Origin of the sequence: Xylophilus rhododendri (assembly GCF_009906855.1) — a bacterium.
In the GTDB taxonomy this organism is placed as follows: domain Bacteria; phylum Pseudomonadota; class Gammaproteobacteria; order Burkholderiales; family Burkholderiaceae_C; genus Xylophilus; species Xylophilus rhododendri.
In genome coordinates this window covers 4,099,338-4,115,315 of record NZ_CP047650.1, presented here as the reverse complement: position 1 = coordinate 4,115,315, position 15,978 = coordinate 4,099,338, and the positions used below count along the sequence as shown (strand labels likewise).

Here is a 15,978-nt window from a genome sequence, read left to right as displayed (position 1 = left end):
ATGGCGATTCCTCAACACCGAAGCCCCGCGGCCCCGGCACCGGCCAGCGTCACCGCCCGCGGCCTGCATGAGCTGAAGGCGATCCGTGCCGAGCTGGCCGCGCGCGAGGCCCGCGCCCAGGCCGAACAGGCTGCGCGCGCCGCGGCCATCGCCCGGCGCGAGGCCGCCCGCCATGTCTTCGCCCGCGCCGTCGGCCCGGTGCATCCCCTGCCCGACCGCGACCGCGCGGTGTTCGAACCCGATCTGCCGCCGCCGATCCCGGTGCAGCACCAGCTGGACGAGGCCCGGGTGATGCAGGAATCGATCAGCGACGATTTCGATGCCAGCACCCTGCTCGACACCGACGACGCGCTGAGCTTTCGCCGCGAAGGCGTGGGCGTGGACGTGACCCGCCGGCTGCGCCGCGGCGAATGGGCGATCCAGCGCCAGATCGACCTGCACGGCCTGCGCACCGACGAAGCCCGCGAGGCGCTGGGCGGCTTCGTGCGCGAATCCGCCAAACACGGCCTGCGCTGCCTGCGGGTGGTGCACGGCAAGGGCCTGGGCTCGGTCGGCAAGACGCCGGTGCTCAAGGGCCGGGTGCAGGGCTGGCTGGTGCAGAAGCAGGAGGTGCTGGCCTTCGTGCAGGCCCGGCCGATCGACGGCGGCGCGGGGGCGCTGGTGGTGCTGCTGCGGCCGATGAAGCGGCGGCTGCCTGCGGGCTGAACCGCGCCTCAAACAGCGATGCGCAGCGAGCCGTCCATTCCAGGGGCCGCCGCGCCGGGCCGCCCCAAGCGGCCGGCCCGCCCCTTGAGGGGTTGCCGGAGACACGAAGTGCGCAGGCTGGGGTGATCACTTGTTCCTCATCCAGTCGCCGGTTTGGAAGAAACTGGTTTTGAGGCGCTCGCGCAAAGCCTCCGGCACCCCCGTCTCGCCCATCGCCTGGTCCATGCAGGCCAGCCATTCGTCGCGCTCGCGGATGCCGATGGAGAACGGCATGTGGCGCGCCCGCAGCATCGGGTGGCCGAAGCGGTCGGTGTAGTGCTGCGGTCCGCCGAGCCAGCCGCAGAGGAACCAGAACAGGCGCTGACGGGCGTTGGCCAGATCGGGGCCGTGGGCGGCGCGCAGGGCGGTGTAGGCCGGCTCCAGGTCCATCAGGTCGTAGAAACGCTCGACCAGGGCCTGGACCCGGGTTTCGCCGCCCATCCACTCGAAGGGGGTGTCGAACGGGGCTTGTCTTGGATCTGCATGGGTGGCGGAGCGAGGAAAACGGGCGGAAATCGGACCAGGAAACGCACTGTAGCGACAGCCGGTGGCCGGACAGGTTTAATGGCGGCAAATCACCAAATACGAAGTGGCCATGTCCAGTACAGAAAGCTCTCCCTACGCCCATCCCGGTCCCAGCCAGGCCGAGGTCCAGGCGCTGGCCGGCGACACGGTGCTGGAATTCGGCACCGGCTGGTGCGGCTACTGCCGCGCCGCCCAGCCGCTGATCGCCGAGGCGCTGCAGGCGCATCCGGGGCTGCGCCATCTGAAGGTGGAGGACGGCAGCGGGCGCCCGTTGGGCCGGGCCTTCCGGGTCAAGCTCTGGCCCACGCTGGTGGTGCTGCGCGACGGCCAGGAGATCGCCCGGGTGGTGCGCCCGGGCAGCACGGCCGATGTGGGCCAGGCCCTGGCCGCGCTGGCCGGCTGAATGCCCCGCCCCTCAGGCGCTGTCGCGCTCGCGCAGCCGGCCGGTCAGCGCGTCCTTCAGGCGGCCGTTCTGCCATTTGCGCAGGTGGCGCTGGAATTCCGGGTTGTCGTAGCGCGGCAGCCGGCGGATGGCGGCCCAGAAGTAGCCGACGATCATCAGCAGGCCGCCGATCACATAGGGCTTCTCGCGCATGCGGTTGAGCCCCGCCACCACCGCATACAGCGGGTGGTAGCCCAGGTACCAGTTGCCGCGGCCCCAGCGCATGCGGCCGACGAAGAGGTCGCGGTCCGAGGAGCCCATCACCCGGTGGTGCCAGAGCCAGGCTTCCTTGTCGTAGGTGGCCAGGGTCTCCCAGCCTTTCATGGCGCAGGTGTGCACGTCGATGCCGTCCCAGGCCAGGTGTTCGACGAAGCCGCCGATGTCCTCGAATGCCTCGCGCCGGTAGAGCTTGAACTGGCCGGCGACCTGTTCGTGGCCGTGCGCCTCCTCGACGAAGCTCTCGCCCTCGCGGCGGAACACCTTGCCGGAGACGGCCGCCAGCCGGGGGTTGGCCTCCAGCCGGCCGACCATGCGTTCGATATAGCGAGGGCCGAAGGACATGTCGCCGTCGAGCTTGACGATGTAGCGCCAGTCCTGGTGCTCGATGCGCGCGCGGCCGAATTCGAAGGCGGCGACCACGCCGCCGCCGAGCTTGCGGAAACCGCGGTCGGTGCGGGTGATCAGGCGGATGAAGGGGTAGCGGGCCGCGTACTCGGCCACGATCTGCGGGGTTTCGTCGGTGGAGCCGTCGTCCACCACGATCCATTCCACCGGCCGCCAGGTCTGGGCCACCACCGAATCCAGGGTCAGCCGCAGATACTCGGCTTCGTCACGCACCGGCGAGATGATCACCATCGCAATGATGCGTGGCTCTACTGCAGGCGGCGACTCCACCGGAACGAGTTCGGATGGCGACAAACGTGGCATGGAGTTGGGTACAACTGAAGTACAAAGAGAGTATCGCCACATCCTAACAGTGACGTTAACAGTAAGTTACGCTACGCTTGCCCGGTTCCCGCCCCCATCCATGACAGTGTCGAATCCCATTCCTCTTCCGCCGGCCCAGACGCGGCCGTTCGGTAGCGAGAACCGGTTGCCGGTCTGCCATCTGTTTGGCCTGGACATCCTGGCCATGCGCTACACCGAAGCGGCGGACCGCCTGACGCAGACCGCCACGCTGGGCGTGCGCCCGGCCACGGTCGTGGTCACCACCAATGTGGACCATCTGGTGCGGCTGGACCGCGCCACGGCCGAGTTCGTCGCGCTGTACCGGGACGCCGATGCCATCTTCGCCGACGGCATGCCGCTGGTCTGGGCCAGCCACTACCTGGCCGAAACGCCGCTGCCCGAGCGTGTGACCGGCGCCGATCTCTTCGTGACCCTGGCCGAGCGCGCCGCCGCGCTGCGCCTGCCGATCTTCGTGGTCGGCGGCATGCCGGGCGACGAGCCGCAGCTGACCGCCGAGCTGTCGGCCCGGTTCCCGGGGCTGCAGGTCGAGGTGTATTCCCCTTCGATGCAGTTTTCCGCCGACGGCATCGAAGGCTACGAGGCGGTGCGCCGCATCGCCCGCAGCCAGCCGGCCATGGTGTTCGTCTGCCTGGGCATGCCCAAGCAGGAGACCTGGGCCATGCTGCACCGCTCCAGCCTCGCCACCTCGGTGGTGATGTGCGTGGGCGCCGCCCTGGAGTTCGCCCTGGGCCACAAGCGCCGGGCGCCGCTGTGGATGCAGCGCCACGGCATGGAATGGCTGTGGCGCCTGGCCACCGAACCCCGACGTCTCTGGCGCCGTTACCTGGTACAGAGCGTGCGTTTCATACGCCTGTTGTGGAACGAGCGCACCATCTCCGCGCAGCGCAGCGCCAACGTCCGATAAAAACACTGCTTACCGCTGAAATCCCGACATGGCCGGAGTGCAAAAGACAACCCATCACGCGACCTTCTTCAACGGTGTCGTGGCCCTCATCTGCGCAAGCGCGTTGAGTGTCACGCTGCTGTTGTGGGTGGGCGCCTACAGCCAGGCCGAATTCAGCAACTTCAATGTTGTCAGCCTGCTGGGCTTCGCCATGGGCATGGTGGCCTTCCGCGACATCGGCCAGGAGCTGCTGGACGTGCGGGTGCGCTGGAAGCTGCTGGCGCGCTCGCTGCTGCGGCGCTGGGCGATCACCTTCTCGGTGGTGCTGTTCTCGCTCTACGTGGCCAAGGTGGGCGAGAGCATGTCGCGCCTGGTGATGCTGGGCTGGCTGCTGACCACGCCCTTCGTGCTGCTGCCGCTGCTGCTGCTGTGCCGGCGCATGGCCATCGGCCTCTACAGCGCGCCCAGCCTGCGGCGCAAGGCGGTGTTCGTGTTCTTCGACGAGGAGGCGGCGCAGCTCTCGGCCACCTTCCGCGATTCGCCCATTCTCGGCATCACGCCGCTGGGCTATTTCGACGACCGCGACGTGCCGCGCGGGCTCAACACCGCGGGGCTGGAGAAGCTCGGCGAGGTGTCCAAGGCCCACGAGTGGATCCAGACGCACCGGGTGGACATGGTCTTCATCGGCCTGCGCGGCGCCCACGGCGCGCGTGCCCAGGCGCTGCTGGATTCGCTGCTGGACTCGGTCGTCTCGATCTACTTCGTGCCCGACTACCGCCCCGCCGGCCTGCGTAACGTGCACTACGCCGAGCTGGCCGACATGCCGGTGCTGGTGGCCTACGAGACGCCCTTCCTCGGCCTGTCGCGCATCTGCAAGCGGGCGATGGACATGGTCATGTCGATGTTCCTGCTGCTGCTGGCCAGCCCGGTGATGGTGCTGTGCGCGATCGCCGTGCGCATGAGTTCGCCCGGCCCCATCCTGTTCCACCAGAAGCGCTACGGCGCGGGCGGGGTGGAGATCTCGGTCTACAAGTTCCGCTCGATGCGCAACGACCCCCAGCCCGACGCCGCCGGCGTGGTGCAGCAGGCCAAACGCAACGACCCGCGGGTGACGCCGGTGGGCGCCTTCCTGCGCCGCACCTCGCTCGACGAACTGCCGCAGTTCTTCAACGTGCTGGGCGGCTCGATGAGCATCGTCGGCCCGCGGCCGCATGCGGTGCAGCACAACGAGCTGTACCGGCGCCAGGTGCGCGGCTACATGCTGCGCCACAAGGTCAAGCCCGGCATCACCGGCTGGGCGCAGGTCAACGGCGCGCGCGGCGAGACCTCCACGCTGGACAAGATGGAGCGCCGGGTGGAACTCGATCTGCACTACATCCGCAACTGGTCGCTGATGCTGGACCTGCGCATCATCCTGATGACCGCCCTGCTCGTCGTGCGGGACCGACATGCCTTCTGAGGCAAGCGCGCCGCTCGCCCCCACCGCCCCCCTCCCTTCATTGCCCGCCTCGCTGCATGTGGCGGTGCATGCCAGCCTGGAGTCGGTCGAATCGCGCTGGCGCGAAGCCTGGCCGCGCATGGCCGCCACGGCCTTCCAGAGCTTCGACTGGGTGCGCATCTGGTTCGAGACCCTGGGCAAGCCGCAGGGCTGGAAGGTGTGCATCGCCGAGCTGCGCGCGCACAGCCCGGACGGCCCCACGGTGCTGATCCTGCCCATGGGCTTCCGGCGCGTGGGCCTGCTGCGGGTGATGGGTTTCCTGGGCGGCGAGATGATCGACTACCAGGCGCCCCTGATCGACCCCGACTTCGCCCGCGCCCTCACGCCCGACCATGCGGCGCGGCTGTGGCGCGGCTTCATCGCCGCCCTGCCCTCGGTGGACCAGGTGCGGGTGCGGCGCCTGCCGGCGACGATCGGCGAGCTGCCCAATCCCTTCGCCGCCCTGCCCGGCGCGCGTCAGGACGAAAGCGCCCATGCCGCCCGGCTGCCCGCCAGCTTCGCCGAGTACGCGGCCGGACGCAGCACCGGCCTGCTGGCCGACACGCGGCGCCAGCTGCGCCGCCTGTCCGACGCCGGTGAGCTGCGCATGCTGCCGCTGGTGGAAGACCCCGCCGATCTGCGGCTGGTGATGGACGCCCTCGCCGAGCAGAAGTCCCGCCGCTGGCAGCAGACCGGCGCCTTCGACGCCTTCGCCCTGCCCGCCTTCCGCAGCTTCTTCGATCGCCTCAACAGCACGCCGCTGCAGGGCGTGCAGGCCGTGGTGTCGGCCCTGATGCTCGACGGCAAGCCGATCGCCACCCACTGGGGGCTGCGCATGGGCGACACGCTGTACTGGCTGATGCCGACCTACGACGAGGCCTGGGCCAAGCTCTCGCCGGGGCGGGTGCTGATGGAGGCGGCGATCCGCCGCAGCATCGACGACGGGTTGAAGGTCTTCGACTTCACCGCGGGCGACGAGGCCTACAAGTTCCAGTGGGCGGACCGGCATATGCCGCTGTATTCGCTGCGGGAGGCGTTCACGACGCTGGGGCGCGGTGCTTACAACCTGCAGCGGGTGCGGGAGATGGCACGGGAGGTGCCGGCGTTGCGGGCGTTTGTGCGTCGGGTGCGTGGCAAGGGGTGAAGCTCTTGGGTCTGGTCTCCTTGCGGAGGGCTGATCTCCTTGCTTGGGGCTGATGTCCTTGCTTAGGGCTGGTTCTCCTGCGGAGGGCGGAGCTGGGGCTGCGCGCCCCAGACCGCGCTCACTTTCTTTGCTTCGCCAAAGAAAGTAAGCAAAGAAAGGCGACCCGGCTGCGGGAGTCCCCCTCCTTCGGAGGGGGCACGCTGCGGTGCTCGCAAAAGCGGGGTCCACGACAACTCGCTTCGCTCAAACAGGTCGTGGCCCTGATCCGCTTTTGCTGCGCTCCTCGCTCACCCGCAGACGGGACCCGGGAGCGGGGACAGCCACTGCTTCGCAGGGCAACGGGCCGTCGCTTCGCTCGGCCGCTGGCTGATGAATACCCGCCCCAGCTTGTGCGCCGCATTTCAGTGGAGGCCGAGCGCAGCGAAGGTCCGTTGCGCTGCGAAGCAGCCGCTGTCCCCGTATCCGGGTCCCGTGAGCCCGAGAGCGAGGAACGGAGCAAAGGCGGATCAGGGCCACGACCTGTTTGAGCCGAAGGCGAGTTGTCGTGGACCCCGCCTTTGCGAGTACCGCAGCGGTGCCCGAAGGGCCTCGGGTGTCGGGTCGCCTTTCTTTGCTTACTTTCTTTGGCGAAGCAAAGAAAGTGAGCGCGGTCTGGGGCGCGCAGCCCCAGCTCCGCCCTCCGCAGGAGAACCAGGCCCCCGCAGGAGAACCATCCCTCCGCAGGAGACAAAGCCCTCCGCAAAGGAGCACCCCCTAGCGCCCAGCCCCCATCCAATGGTCCAGCGCCCCCCCCACAGTCAACACCAGACACCCAGCCTCCAGCGCCAGCCCCACAGCCCGGGACAGATCCTCAGCCGTACACCCGAACGCCCCGGCATCCGGCTGCACCTCGTGCGTATTGACCACCAGCCACCCCCGCTGCGCAGCGGCCACCGCCAGCCGCTCCTCGTAGGAAACCCCATCCGGCTGGCTCCGGTAGAAGCGGTGGGTCCGCAGGGCATTCAGGTCGGCAGTCCCCACATGCGTGCCGCCGCCGGTGGCGCGGGAAGAGCGAAACCGAAGCGCGCAGTCGTGCTTGGCCCCCACATTGACCCCACCGAAGGGATAGGCGAAATCCAGCGTCCGCAGATCCACGCCCAGGCCACCGAGAAAAGCCGCATTGCGGTCGAACTCCTCGCGCCGCGAAGCAGCAGGAATGCGATCCACATGCACATGCGAAAAACTGTGGCAGCCCAGCTGATGCCCCTCGGCCACCAGCCGCCGCAGCACAGCCTCGGAATGGCAGGCCAGCCCCTCCTCCACCCCATCGGTCAGGCCGCCGGCCACATAGAAGGTGCCCCGCACACCATGCCGCTCCAGCACCGCCGCGCCCGCCATGCAGGCCGACATCGGCGCATCGTCGAAACTGAAGCTCACCACCCCCACCTCACCCCGCAAGGGCAGCAGCCGCCGGTCGGTATGGCGGGACAGGAAGCGGCTGGCGCGCTGGGCAAGGTTCATGGCGGAGTCCTGGGGCGCATCACTGCACCCGGTCGTAGCGCATCGCATCGAGCTGGGTGCGGGCGCGGTTGGCACCCTGCATGTTCTCGAAGGTGTAGGACAGCCCCAGCTGCAGGCTGCTGCGGGTGAAGTCGCCGGTGGTGCTGACCGCCGGGTCCGGCGAATAGCGCTCGCGCAGGCCCTCCAGCCGCACCAGCGTGTGCTGGGTGGGCGAATACTCGACGCGGGCCGATACCCGCATCACCTTGTCGGTGCCGCCGGTCGCGGCAGCCGCCGTGTTGCTGAAGCTCTGGTACTTCTGCTGCTCGTAGCCGCCGGTCAGCGAGATGCGGGTCTTGGCCGTCATGTCGTAGAGCACCCGGCCCTCGATGCCGGTGGAGATGACGTAGAGCCGCAGGTCGGCCTGACCGTTGGTCTGCGGCTGGCGGTAGCCGCGCAGCGAGAGATAGGTCTTGGGCGAATAGCGCCATTCGACGCCGGAGCTCAGCGAGACCAGCTGCGTGTCGCGGTTGCTCAGGCTGGCGAAACTGCGGTCCAGGCGGCCGATGCGGCCGAAGACGATGGTGTTGTCGCTGTAGCGCCAGGCGGTGTCCACGAAGACTTCGCGGTCGGTGTAGGCCGAGTCGATGCTGGCGACGTCGGCGGCGTTGCGCTGGGGAAACCGCACCTCGTTCTGGCGCACGCCGGCACTGAAGGTGGAGCGGCGGCCGGAGGTGTAGCTCAGCGCCAGGCGCAGGCCTTTTTCCTCCTGGTTGTAGCGCTCGGCCAGGCCCGCGTCCTGGTATTTCAGCGAGCCGCTGGTCGCCGTCACCGGCAGTTCGAGTTCGGGCGTGATGCGCAGCGACACCTCGGCCAGGTCCTGGCGCGCATGCGGCACCTCGCGCTGGGTGAAGAAGCCGCCGTAGTAGTTGTAGAGGCTATCGCCCTCGCGGTGGCGCAGCCGGCCGCGCAGGGCGCTGCCGTACTCCCACTGATAGAGGCCGTCGAACTGGCTGGCGGTGTAGTCGAGCTGGCTGAGCGCGTCGTACACCACCCGCGAGGCGGTGGCGCCCACCGCCAGGAAGCTGCGGTCGCTGGGCAGCGGCATGCGCATGGCGACGCCCAGGTCGGTGGTCTGCACGCGGTCGCGGCGTTTCAGGGGATCGGCGCTGCTCTCGGGAAAGAGAAAGGGGTTGTCCACCGACTGCACGCTGGTGCCGACCTGCCCGGCGATCTCGGTGGTGGCGCGCCCGCCCACCGGCACGCAGAACGCGGCCAGGCAGACCAGGGCGGCGCGCCGCGGGCTCACTGGGCGACGACCTCGTACCAGAGGCTGGCCTGCGCGGCCTCGACCTGCAGCGGCACACGCAGCTGGCCGGCTTCGATGCGCACCTGGTCGGCGCGCAGGGCCGCCATGCGCCGGCCGCTGCCGTCGAGCGGATAGACGGTGGCGCTGCGCGCCGTGGTGGCGAAACGCAGCTCGGCGGCCACACGCTCCACCCAGACCGGGCCGGTGGCCTCGCGCGAGCCCGAGGGCTGGCCGGGCGAGGCGGGATCGCGCTCGAAGGTCCAGAACTCGCGGTCGCCGTTGTAGGGCACCAGGTCCACCGGCCGCCGGGGCATGGAGGCCGGCTGGGTGCCGCGCACCGCGCCGGACACCGAGACCAGCAGCTGCCGCGCATCGGCGATCGGCTTGCCGTCGAGGCTGGTGAGCAGCACGCTGGCCATGCCGCGCGCTTCCTTCGGCCCGGCGCCGGCCACCCGCAGCGTGAGCTGCGCCGTGGCATCGCCCAGCGACCGGCCGGCACCCACCGCGCCGAAGAAGCCGCGCGCCTGGGGCGAGCGCAGCAGCAGCGTGCCGCGTGTGCGGTCGGATTCGAAGGCCGGCGTGGCGGCCGGCGCGGGCGCCACCGGCTGCCAGGCCGTGGCGCGGGGCGAGACGCTGATCTGCCGCTGCAGCGCCATCTCCGGCCGCACGCCGGTGCGGGCGTCGAGCACCGAATCCATGGCCCAGCGGTCCTCGCTGGCATTGATGGCCAGGCGGCCCGACAGCGGCAGCGACAGCGGCGGCGCGGGCGGCAGGCTGGCCACCAGCGGCGAGCGGAACAGCTGCGCCGACTGGCCCACCATGGCGTAGCGGCCCCAGTCGCCCGACAGGGTGAAGCCGGCGGGCACGTCGGCCCAGGTGTCGCCGTCGGCGTAGTCGAAGAGGAAGAGCCCGTCCCAGTCCTGCTGCGCCGCGAAGGCCGCGATCAGGGGCGTGCCCATGCCGCCCTGCCGGTTGGGAAAGGGCACGCTGATCTCGCTGGCCACGAAGGGCTTGCCGGCGTCGCGCCAGTAGGACATGACCAGCATGCGGTCCAGCCAGGGCGGGGCGGCGGGCGAGGCATCGCGGATGCGCCAGTTCAGCGGATTGAAGTCGTTGCCGGGGAAGTCGGGATGGTCGGCGTAGAAGTGGGTGTCCAGCCAGTCCATGCCGGTGCTGGCGTCGTGGTTGAGCGCGCCGCCGTAGTCCATCTGGGTGCCGCTGACCGGCACCCGGGTATCGGTCTCTTCCTGCACCGCGCGGCGCATGCGTTCGTAGTAGGCGCGGTCGGTGTCGGCCAGGAAACGCAGGAAGTCCTGGGTGCGCAGCACCCGGCCGGTGGGCGCGGCGTCGCTGCCGCCGGCCGCGGCCGAGGCGCCCCACCAGCGCTGGGCCAGTTCACGCGCTCGGCGGCTGACTTTTTCCTGCAGCTGGCCCAGGGCGCCGGGCACGATGGCCTCGTCGCCGGGCATGGGCAGGTCGAGCGGGGCGCTGGCGTCGGGGCAGCCGTCCCAGGCCTTGCAGGCGGCGGCGGCCGATCCGTACTGCTTCACCGCCCAGCGGTTCCACTGCTCGCGCAGCAGGGGTTCGTAGGCGCGCGGCACGGCCGCATGCCATTCGCGGCGGCGCCAGGCGGCCAGCAGCGAGGATTCGTTGCTCACCTCCACCAGCGCCAGCGCCGGATGGTTGCGCAGGCCCAGGCCGCGGATCAGGCCGCGGGCGTAGCGCTCCTCCAGCTCGATCATGCGCGGGGTGTAGATGTAGATCGGCGCGGTGTAGGGCGCGGCCGCCGCGCCGCCGTCCATGGGCGGCACCTGGTCGACCGTGGGGCGGAAGCGGTAGCCCACCCGCAGGTTCAGGTCCACGTAGAGGCCTTCGGCCGACAGCGCCTCGATCAGCCGGCGCAGGCGCATCAGCGCCTCGGGGTTGAAGGTGGGGAACGGCCCCGGCAGCAGCACGCTGCGCGGCGGGTTGGCGCGGGTGTCGGGCGCCGAATCCATGTGGTGCAGCCGCACCGCGTTGAAGCCGAGCTTGCGCAGGCGTTTGGCCAGCTTCACCGCATCGATGTCGGACGGGAAGTTGGCGGCGAAGGACAGGTTCACCCCGAAGAGGCGCACCCGCTGGTCGTCGCCGCCGCCGGCCTTGCCGTCGGCACCCACGGAAAAGAAATGGCCGTCGTGCGCCACGATGCGCGAGGCGGCATCCAGCGGCCGGTTCATGGCCGAGCGGTCGGGCGCGCCGCCCAGCCCATCCTCGTCCACCGCGAAACGGAAGAAGGGCACCCCCGCGCCGTCCTGCACGAAGGCCGGCGCCGGCACCACCGGCTGGGCCTGCGCGCAGGCCGCCAGCCAGAACGGCAGCACCAGGCCTGCCGCCGCGAAAACACCCGTCCACCTCATGCGAGTCCTTGTACCGGCCGCGCCGGCGTGCCTTCATCGTCGGTCAACGCCTGTCCGGCCAGGGCGACCTGCGAGGCAACGCTGCAGGCCGAGTAGAGGAACAGGATGTTGTAGAACAGCGAGCCGCGGAAGATCTCGCTCTCGGTCATGTTGCTGATCAGGATCAGCACGAAGATCACGCAGTGCATCGCGCCCTCCTCGCGGTCGATCTGCAGCAGCCGGCCCAGCAGCACCGCGTGGCGCGCGAAGACGCAGAGCGCCAGGCCCAGGCCGACGAAACCCAGCTCGTTGACGATGTCCAGATAGCCGTTGTGCGACTGCAGCGGAATCCAGTAGAGGGCGCGCGCGATGGCCTCGGCCGGGCCTTCCAGCCCCAGCCAGAAGGCGCCGTAGCCGGTGCCCATCACCGGGTGCTGGCGCACCTCGCGCAGCACCAGCTCCCAGATGTCGGTGCGGCCGGTCAGGTCGGAATCCTTGCCGAAGAGCGCGCCGATCGAGCCGGCGATGTCGTCCCAGCCGGGCAGGTGGCCGGTCAGCACGTAGAACAGATGCACCGCCAGGCCGAGCAGCACGCAGCCGGTCAGGCCGATCAGCCACCAGGGCTGGCGCATCACCACGTACTGCCGGCGCATCACCACGTAGAGCAGGCTGCCGATGCAGAACACCAGCAGCGAGGTGCTGCTCTTGGCCATCACCAGCATGAAGAGCGAGAACAGCAGCGCCAGCACGCAGGCCGGGCGCGGCAGCCAGCGTGCCTCGAAACCCTCGCGCAGCCACAGCAGCGCGCAGATGGCGGCGGCCTGGCCGGTGGTGTTCTTCTGCAGGAACAGGCCGCGCCAGGCATTGCCCAGCATGGTGTCTATGCCCACGCGCGGGTTGAGCACCACGGTGAACAGCGACAGCACCAGCAGCACGGTGAGGGTGCACATCAGCACCTGCAGCACCTGGCGCGAGCCGCCCACCGGCGGGGCGATGGCGATGCCCACGATCAGAAAGCCCACCAGCTGCGCCGAGCGCTTGAGCGTCACCATCGGATAGCCCGACCAGGCGGCCGACAGCACGGCGAAACCCACGAAGAGGAAGAGGAACAGATTGGCCTGGCGCAGGCGCAGCAGGGTCCAGTCGGCATGGCGCCAGGCCAGCCAGACGCCGGCCAGGAAGATGGAGCCGAACTCCAGCTGCGTGGCGATCGAGCCCTGGGTGAAGTCGAAGTCCTGCTCGTCGTAGGTCCAGGTGAAGTTGGACGGCAGGAAGCAGAAGACGAAGCTGAAGGCGACCAGGGCGCGGATCAGCCACAGCTCCAGGGGCGCGGCGATGCCGCCGCCGGACGATGGCGCAGTGTCAGCCGCCGTATTCATGGTAGCGATGGCCCGCCAGGGCGCTGAGTTTGCCGAGCTGCGCGACGGTCGCGCGCAGCCAGCGGAAGGAACGGATGCGCGAGAAGGGCCACAGCAGCAGCGCCAGCCCGCCCGCGATCAGCAGCTGGGCGAAGGCGCGCAGGCCCAGCGCGCCCACGCGCAGCAGCCAGGCGCCGCCGCGCAGCTCGAAGGTTTCGGACACCAGCCAGGTCTGGCCCAGCCGGTAGGAGCGGCGCAGCAGCCAGGCGGTGTTGGCGCGGGCCAGGGGCACCTCTTCCTGCACCGTGGCTTCGTCGCACCAGACGAAACGCGCGCCGCGCGCCAGCAGGGTGCGAAAGAGCACCGTGTCTTCGGCGCCGGTGCGGCCGAAGGCCACGTCGAAAGGCATGTCGCCCAGGGCGCGGACCAGCTCGGTACGCAGCAGCACGTTGCCGGTGCGCGCGTCGCGGGTGGTGATGGGCGTGCCGGTGGCGAAGCGCGGCCGGTCGAAGAAGCCGCCCAGGCGCAGCCAGTCGGGCGTGCCGGCCACGTAGCGCGGCACCACCGGGGCGAAGACCACGTCGGCCTGGTACCGCGCCTGCGCTTGGCGCAGCTGGCCCAGCCAGTCGGCGTCGGGCGATTCGTCGTCGTCGATGAAGGCCAGCCAGGGCGCACGCGCGGCGCCCACCACCGCGTTGCGCGCCGAGGCGATGTTGGGCACCGGCACATGCAGCACCCGCAGCGGCAGGCGCTGGCTCCAGGCGGCCAGCACCTCGCGGGCGGAATGCGCGGGGTCGTTGTCGGCCACGACGAACTCCACGCCGGCATCCGGGCCGATCTGGCCGTGCAGCGCGCGCAGCAGATCGTCCAGCAGCTGCGGCCGCTTGAAGGTGCAGATGCAGACGCTGACCTGCGGTGTCGTCTCCAGGCTCATGGCGCGGCTCCGGTCGGGGGTGCGGCGGGCGGGCGCATGGCATCGCGCCGGGCGGCGGGCAGCAGCACCAGCCAGATCAGCAGCAGGTCGAGCAGTTCCACCAGCGTCAGCGCCGCCACCGCGCCCTGCACGCCCCAGCGCGGCACGGCGTAGGCGGTGGCGGCCAGCATCACCACCAGGCACATCACGCCGCTGATCAGCAGCATGCGGTAGCGGTCGCCGCTCGACAGCAGCGAGGTGCCGATCCAGCGGGCGCCGTAGACGGCGAAGTACAGCGTCCAGACCAGCAGCAGGGGCTCCAGGCCCTTGTACTTGTCGCCCAGCACATGGGTTTCCAGCCAGGGCAGCAGCAGCCACAGGATCCCGGCGTAGAAGAAGGTGAGCAGTTCGAGGCCGGCCACCGACAGCAGCGCGTACCGGTCCAGCGCCTTGTGCCCGCCCGACTTCAAGAGGCGCACCGCATGCGGCCGCGCCACCCGCGCCCAGGCCAGGGCGCAGAGCGACAGCGGCATCAGCAGCAGGCGCGAGGCGTTCAGATCGGCCGAGGCGCCCACGCCCAGCCACAGCGCGGCCAGGTAGAGATAGCTGTAGTTGGTCAGCCAGGCCACCAGCGAGCCCGGCAGCGCCCACTTGCTGCGCTGCCAGACGGCGGCCACCGCCTCGGCGTAACCGACGGCGCCGCCCTCGGCCTTCAACGGCCGCAGCGACAGCGCCGCCAGGTTGGACAGGCCCAGCGCCAGCATCACCGCCGGCACGCTCAGCCACTGCAGCGCGGCCAGCCCCAGGATGGAGACGACCACCGCCACGCCATACCAGGCATCCATGCGCAGCACGGCGCGCGCCCGGCCTTCGACATAACCCACGCTGCGGCCGTATTCACGCAACGAGCCGGCCCACACGTAGACGGCGAAGGCCAGGCCCAGGGCCACGGGATGCGCATCCAGGCCGAACCAGGCCACGACGGCAGCCGCCGCGACGCCCGAGACCACCGCCAGCCCCGCGGCCAGCCGCCGCTGGTAGCGGTCGAGATGGGCGATGAGGGCCTGGCGCTTCGCATCGTCCATGCCGGGCGCCAGGGTGGTCAGCGGCCCGGTCACCAGCGCATCGAGCAGCGAGGTCGTGAAGATGCCCGCCACGTAGAGCTGGGCGTACAGGCCGTAGCTCTCCTTGGCGGTCAGCCGGATCAGCAGCAGCCCCAGCGCCAGGTTCAGCGCCGAGAGCAGGCCCTGGTCGAACAGCGAGGCGAAGGAGTCGAGCAGCAGGCGGCGGCCGGCGCGGCCGGGGGGCTTCAGCTGCGGCGCGGCCATAGGCGCAAGGCTTTGAGCCAGCCGCCCCGCTGCTTGCCGGCCGGCAGCGCCGGGGCCCGGGCTCCGGCATCGAAGGTGTTGTAGACGATGCCCACCATCTGCGCGCCGGAGGTGACCAGCTGGGCCTGGGTGCGTTCCAGGTCTTCCAGGCGGGTGACATGCTGGCGTCCCACCAGCAGGCACTGGCCGACCTGGCGGGCGATGACCTGGGCGTCGGAGGATTCGCCGGCGCCGGGCGTGTCGATGATGAACACGTCGAAGTCCTCGGCGAAGGAGGTCAGCAGGCGTTCGAGCGCCGGCTCCAGCAGGATCTCCAGCGGATTGGGCGGCTGCGGGCCGGAGCCGATCACATGCAGCAGCGGAAAGCCTGGCGCCGGCTCGCCCGCGCTGATCGGCGCGCGGCCGGCCAGCATGGTGGACAGGCCGTCCTTGCGGTTGAGCCCGAACCAGTCGCGCTGGCCGGAGCTGCGCAGGTTGGCATTCACCAGCAGCGTGCGTTTGCCCAGCTGCGAATAGGCGATCGCCAGGCTGGCGGCCAGGTAGCTCTTGCCCTCGCCGTCGCCCGGGCTGACGATGGCCACGGCCAGCTTGGGCAGGGCCGACAGCCGGATCGAGAGTTCGGCGCGCACCCGGCGCACGGCTTCGGCCTCGGCGCTGTAGGGCGCCAGCGCGATCGCCAGGGAAGGATCGAGCCCGGTGCGCGGCCCGGTGCCGGTGGCGTAGCGGAACTGCTGCGACAGCACCGACTGCACATCGGCCTGCGACAGCAGGCCAAGCTGCACCGCCGCCTCGCCGAAACGCGTGCCGGAGCTGTGCTGGCGCTCCACCACCTGGGCGACCTGCGCATGGGTGAGCAGGCCGGCGTGCACGAAGCGGTCGCCGATCTTGTCGGGCGTGGCGCCCACCGGTGCCTGGGCCGTTTCCGCGGCCTCGGCGGCCACCGGCATCACCGGCGGCGGAACCGGGCGCTGCCGCACCGGCGCATGGGCGCGGTCGGCCTGGGGGATTTCGGTGCTTTCGAAAGGATCCATC

The 15,978-nt window shown here is 70.4% G+C and carries 14 protein-coding genes; 5 read left to right on the top strand and 9 right to left on the bottom strand.

Annotated features, from left to right (window positions below):
• Window positions 1-705: a Smr/MutS family protein gene (locus GT347_RS18985; protein ID WP_160553694.1), complete on the top strand. Its 705-nt coding sequence runs from the start codon at window positions 1-3 to the stop codon at window positions 703-705.
• 126 nt (window positions 706-831) lie between these two features.
• Here the strand turns inward: GT347_RS18985 and GT347_RS18980 are convergent, their stop codons facing one another.
• Window positions 832-1,185, bottom strand: coding sequence for a group II truncated hemoglobin (locus GT347_RS18980; RefSeq protein WP_160553693.1), 354 nt, complete (start codon window positions 1,183-1,185; stop codon window positions 832-834).
• Between the two features lie 154 nt (window positions 1,186-1,339).
• On the opposite strand from GT347_RS18980, the gene GT347_RS18975 reads away from it, so the two are divergent.
• Window positions 1,340-1,672: a thioredoxin family protein gene (locus GT347_RS18975; RefSeq protein ID WP_160553692.1), complete on the top strand. Its 333-nt coding sequence runs from the start codon at window positions 1,340-1,342 to the stop codon at window positions 1,670-1,672.
• A gap of 12 nt (window positions 1,673-1,684) precedes the next feature.
• On the opposite strand, the gene GT347_RS18970 is transcribed toward GT347_RS18975, so the two are convergent.
• The gene (locus GT347_RS18970; RefSeq protein ID WP_229722381.1) at window positions 1,685-2,566 is read right to left on the bottom strand and encodes a glycosyltransferase family 2 protein; all 882 of its coding nucleotides are present in this window, start codon (window positions 2,564-2,566) and stop codon (window positions 1,685-1,687) included.
• 277 nt (window positions 2,567-2,843) lie between these two features.
• On the opposite strand from GT347_RS18970, the gene GT347_RS18965 reads away from it, so the two are divergent.
• From GT347_RS18965 to GT347_RS18955, 3 genes are read left to right on the top strand one after another with little or no spacing between them, the layout of a single operon-like run.
• Complete coding sequence (locus GT347_RS18965; RefSeq protein ID WP_160553690.1) at window positions 2,844-3,584, top strand: WecB/TagA/CpsF family glycosyltransferase; 741 nt, start codon at window positions 2,844-2,846, stop codon at window positions 3,582-3,584.
• 28 nt (window positions 3,585-3,612) lie between these two features.
• Window positions 3,613-5,022, top strand: a complete 1,410-nt coding sequence (locus tag GT347_RS18960; RefSeq protein ID WP_160553689.1) for an undecaprenyl-phosphate glucose phosphotransferase — start codon at window positions 3,613-3,615, stop codon at window positions 5,020-5,022.
• Window positions 5,012-6,184 carry a GNAT family N-acetyltransferase gene (locus tag GT347_RS18955; protein WP_160553688.1) on the top strand — a complete coding sequence of 391 codons (1,173 nt, stop codon included), beginning with the start codon at window positions 5,012-5,014 and terminating at the stop codon, window positions 6,182-6,184. The genes GT347_RS18960 and GT347_RS18955 overlap by 11 nt, the downstream gene beginning before the upstream one ends.
• Before the next feature lie 753 nt (window positions 6,185-6,937).
• Here the strand turns inward: GT347_RS18955 and GT347_RS18950 are convergent.
• The 7 genes from GT347_RS18950 to GT347_RS18920 are packed head-to-tail and all read right to left on the bottom strand — an operon-like array spanning window position 6,938 to window position 15,977.
• The gene (locus tag GT347_RS18950) at window positions 6,938-7,684 is read right to left on the bottom strand and encodes a polysaccharide deacetylase family protein (RefSeq protein ID WP_229722380.1); all 747 of its coding nucleotides are present in this window, start codon (window positions 7,682-7,684) and stop codon (window positions 6,938-6,940) included.
• Between the two features lie 19 nt (window positions 7,685-7,703).
• Window positions 7,704-8,972 carry a porin family protein gene (locus GT347_RS18945; RefSeq protein ID WP_160553686.1) on the bottom strand — a complete coding sequence of 423 codons (1,269 nt, stop codon included), beginning with the start codon at window positions 8,970-8,972 and terminating at the stop codon, window positions 7,704-7,706.
• Window positions 8,969-11,368, bottom strand: coding sequence for a glycoside hydrolase 5 family protein (locus tag GT347_RS18940; protein WP_160553685.1), 2,400 nt, complete (start codon window positions 11,366-11,368; stop codon window positions 8,969-8,971). The genes GT347_RS18945 and GT347_RS18940 overlap by 4 nt, the downstream gene beginning before the upstream one ends.
• Window positions 11,365-12,726, bottom strand: coding sequence for an O-antigen ligase family protein (locus GT347_RS18935; RefSeq protein ID WP_160553684.1), 1,362 nt, complete (start codon window positions 12,724-12,726; stop codon window positions 11,365-11,367). The genes GT347_RS18940 and GT347_RS18935 overlap by 4 nt, the downstream gene beginning before the upstream one ends.
• The gene (locus GT347_RS18930) at window positions 12,710-13,639 is read right to left on the bottom strand and encodes a glycosyltransferase family 2 protein (protein WP_160553683.1); all 930 of its coding nucleotides are present in this window, start codon (window positions 13,637-13,639) and stop codon (window positions 12,710-12,712) included. Before GT347_RS18930 ends, GT347_RS18935 begins: the two co-directional genes overlap by 17 nt.
• On the bottom strand, window positions 13,636-14,946 hold the full coding sequence (locus GT347_RS18925) for a lipopolysaccharide biosynthesis protein (RefSeq protein WP_160553682.1): 1,311 nt from the start codon (window positions 14,944-14,946) through the stop codon (window positions 13,636-13,638). The genes GT347_RS18930 and GT347_RS18925 overlap by 4 nt, the downstream gene beginning before the upstream one ends.
• Complete coding sequence (locus GT347_RS18920) at window positions 14,928-15,977, bottom strand: polysaccharide biosynthesis tyrosine autokinase (RefSeq protein WP_229722379.1); 1,050 nt, start codon at window positions 15,975-15,977, stop codon at window positions 14,928-14,930. Before GT347_RS18920 ends, GT347_RS18925 begins: the two co-directional genes overlap by 19 nt.
• Between the last annotated feature and the right edge of the window lies 1 nt (window position 15,978).

What these genes read in the sequence shown, in the direction of transcription:
- GT347_RS18985 (WP_160553694.1), top strand. Translation starts at nt 1, where the DNA reads ATGGCGATTCCTCAACACCGAAGCCCCGCGGCCCCGGCACCGGCCAGC.
- GT347_RS18980 (WP_160553693.1), bottom strand. Translation starts at nt 1,185, where the DNA reads ATGGGCGGCGAAACCCGGGTCCAGGCCCTGGTCGAGCGTTTCTACGAC.
- GT347_RS18975 (WP_160553692.1), top strand. Translation starts at nt 1,340, where the DNA reads ATGTCCAGTACAGAAAGCTCTCCCTACGCCCATCCCGGTCCCAGCCAG.
- GT347_RS18970 (WP_229722381.1), bottom strand. Translation starts at nt 2,566, where the DNA reads ATGGTGATCATCTCGCCGGTGCGTGACGAAGCCGAGTATCTGCGGCTG.
- GT347_RS18965 (WP_160553690.1), top strand. Translation starts at nt 2,844, where the DNA reads ATGCGCTACACCGAAGCGGCGGACCGCCTGACGCAGACCGCCACGCTG.
- GT347_RS18960 (WP_160553689.1), top strand. Translation starts at nt 3,613, where the DNA reads ATGGCCGGAGTGCAAAAGACAACCCATCACGCGACCTTCTTCAACGGT.
- GT347_RS18955 (WP_160553688.1), top strand. Translation starts at nt 5,012, where the DNA reads ATGCCTTCTGAGGCAAGCGCGCCGCTCGCCCCCACCGCCCCCCTCCCT.
- GT347_RS18950 (WP_229722380.1), bottom strand. Translation starts at nt 7,684, where the DNA reads ATGAACCTTGCCCAGCGCGCCAGCCGCTTCCTGTCCCGCCATACCGAC.
- GT347_RS18940 (WP_160553685.1), bottom strand. Translation starts at nt 11,368, where the DNA reads ATGAGGTGGACGGGTGTTTTCGCGGCGGCAGGCCTGGTGCTGCCGTTC.
- GT347_RS18935 (WP_160553684.1), bottom strand. Translation starts at nt 12,726, where the DNA reads ATGAATACGGCGGCTGACACTGCGCCATCGTCCGGCGGCGGCATCGCC.
- GT347_RS18930 (WP_160553683.1), bottom strand. Translation starts at nt 13,639, where the DNA reads ATGAGCCTGGAGACGACACCGCAGGTCAGCGTCTGCATCTGCACCTTC.
- GT347_RS18925 (WP_160553682.1), bottom strand. Translation starts at nt 14,946, where the DNA reads ATGGCCGCGCCGCAGCTGAAGCCCCCCGGCCGCGCCGGCCGCCGCCTG.
- GT347_RS18920 (WP_229722379.1), bottom strand. Translation starts at nt 15,977, where the DNA reads ATGGATCCTTTCGAAAGCACCGAAATCCCCCAGGCCGACCGCGCCCAT.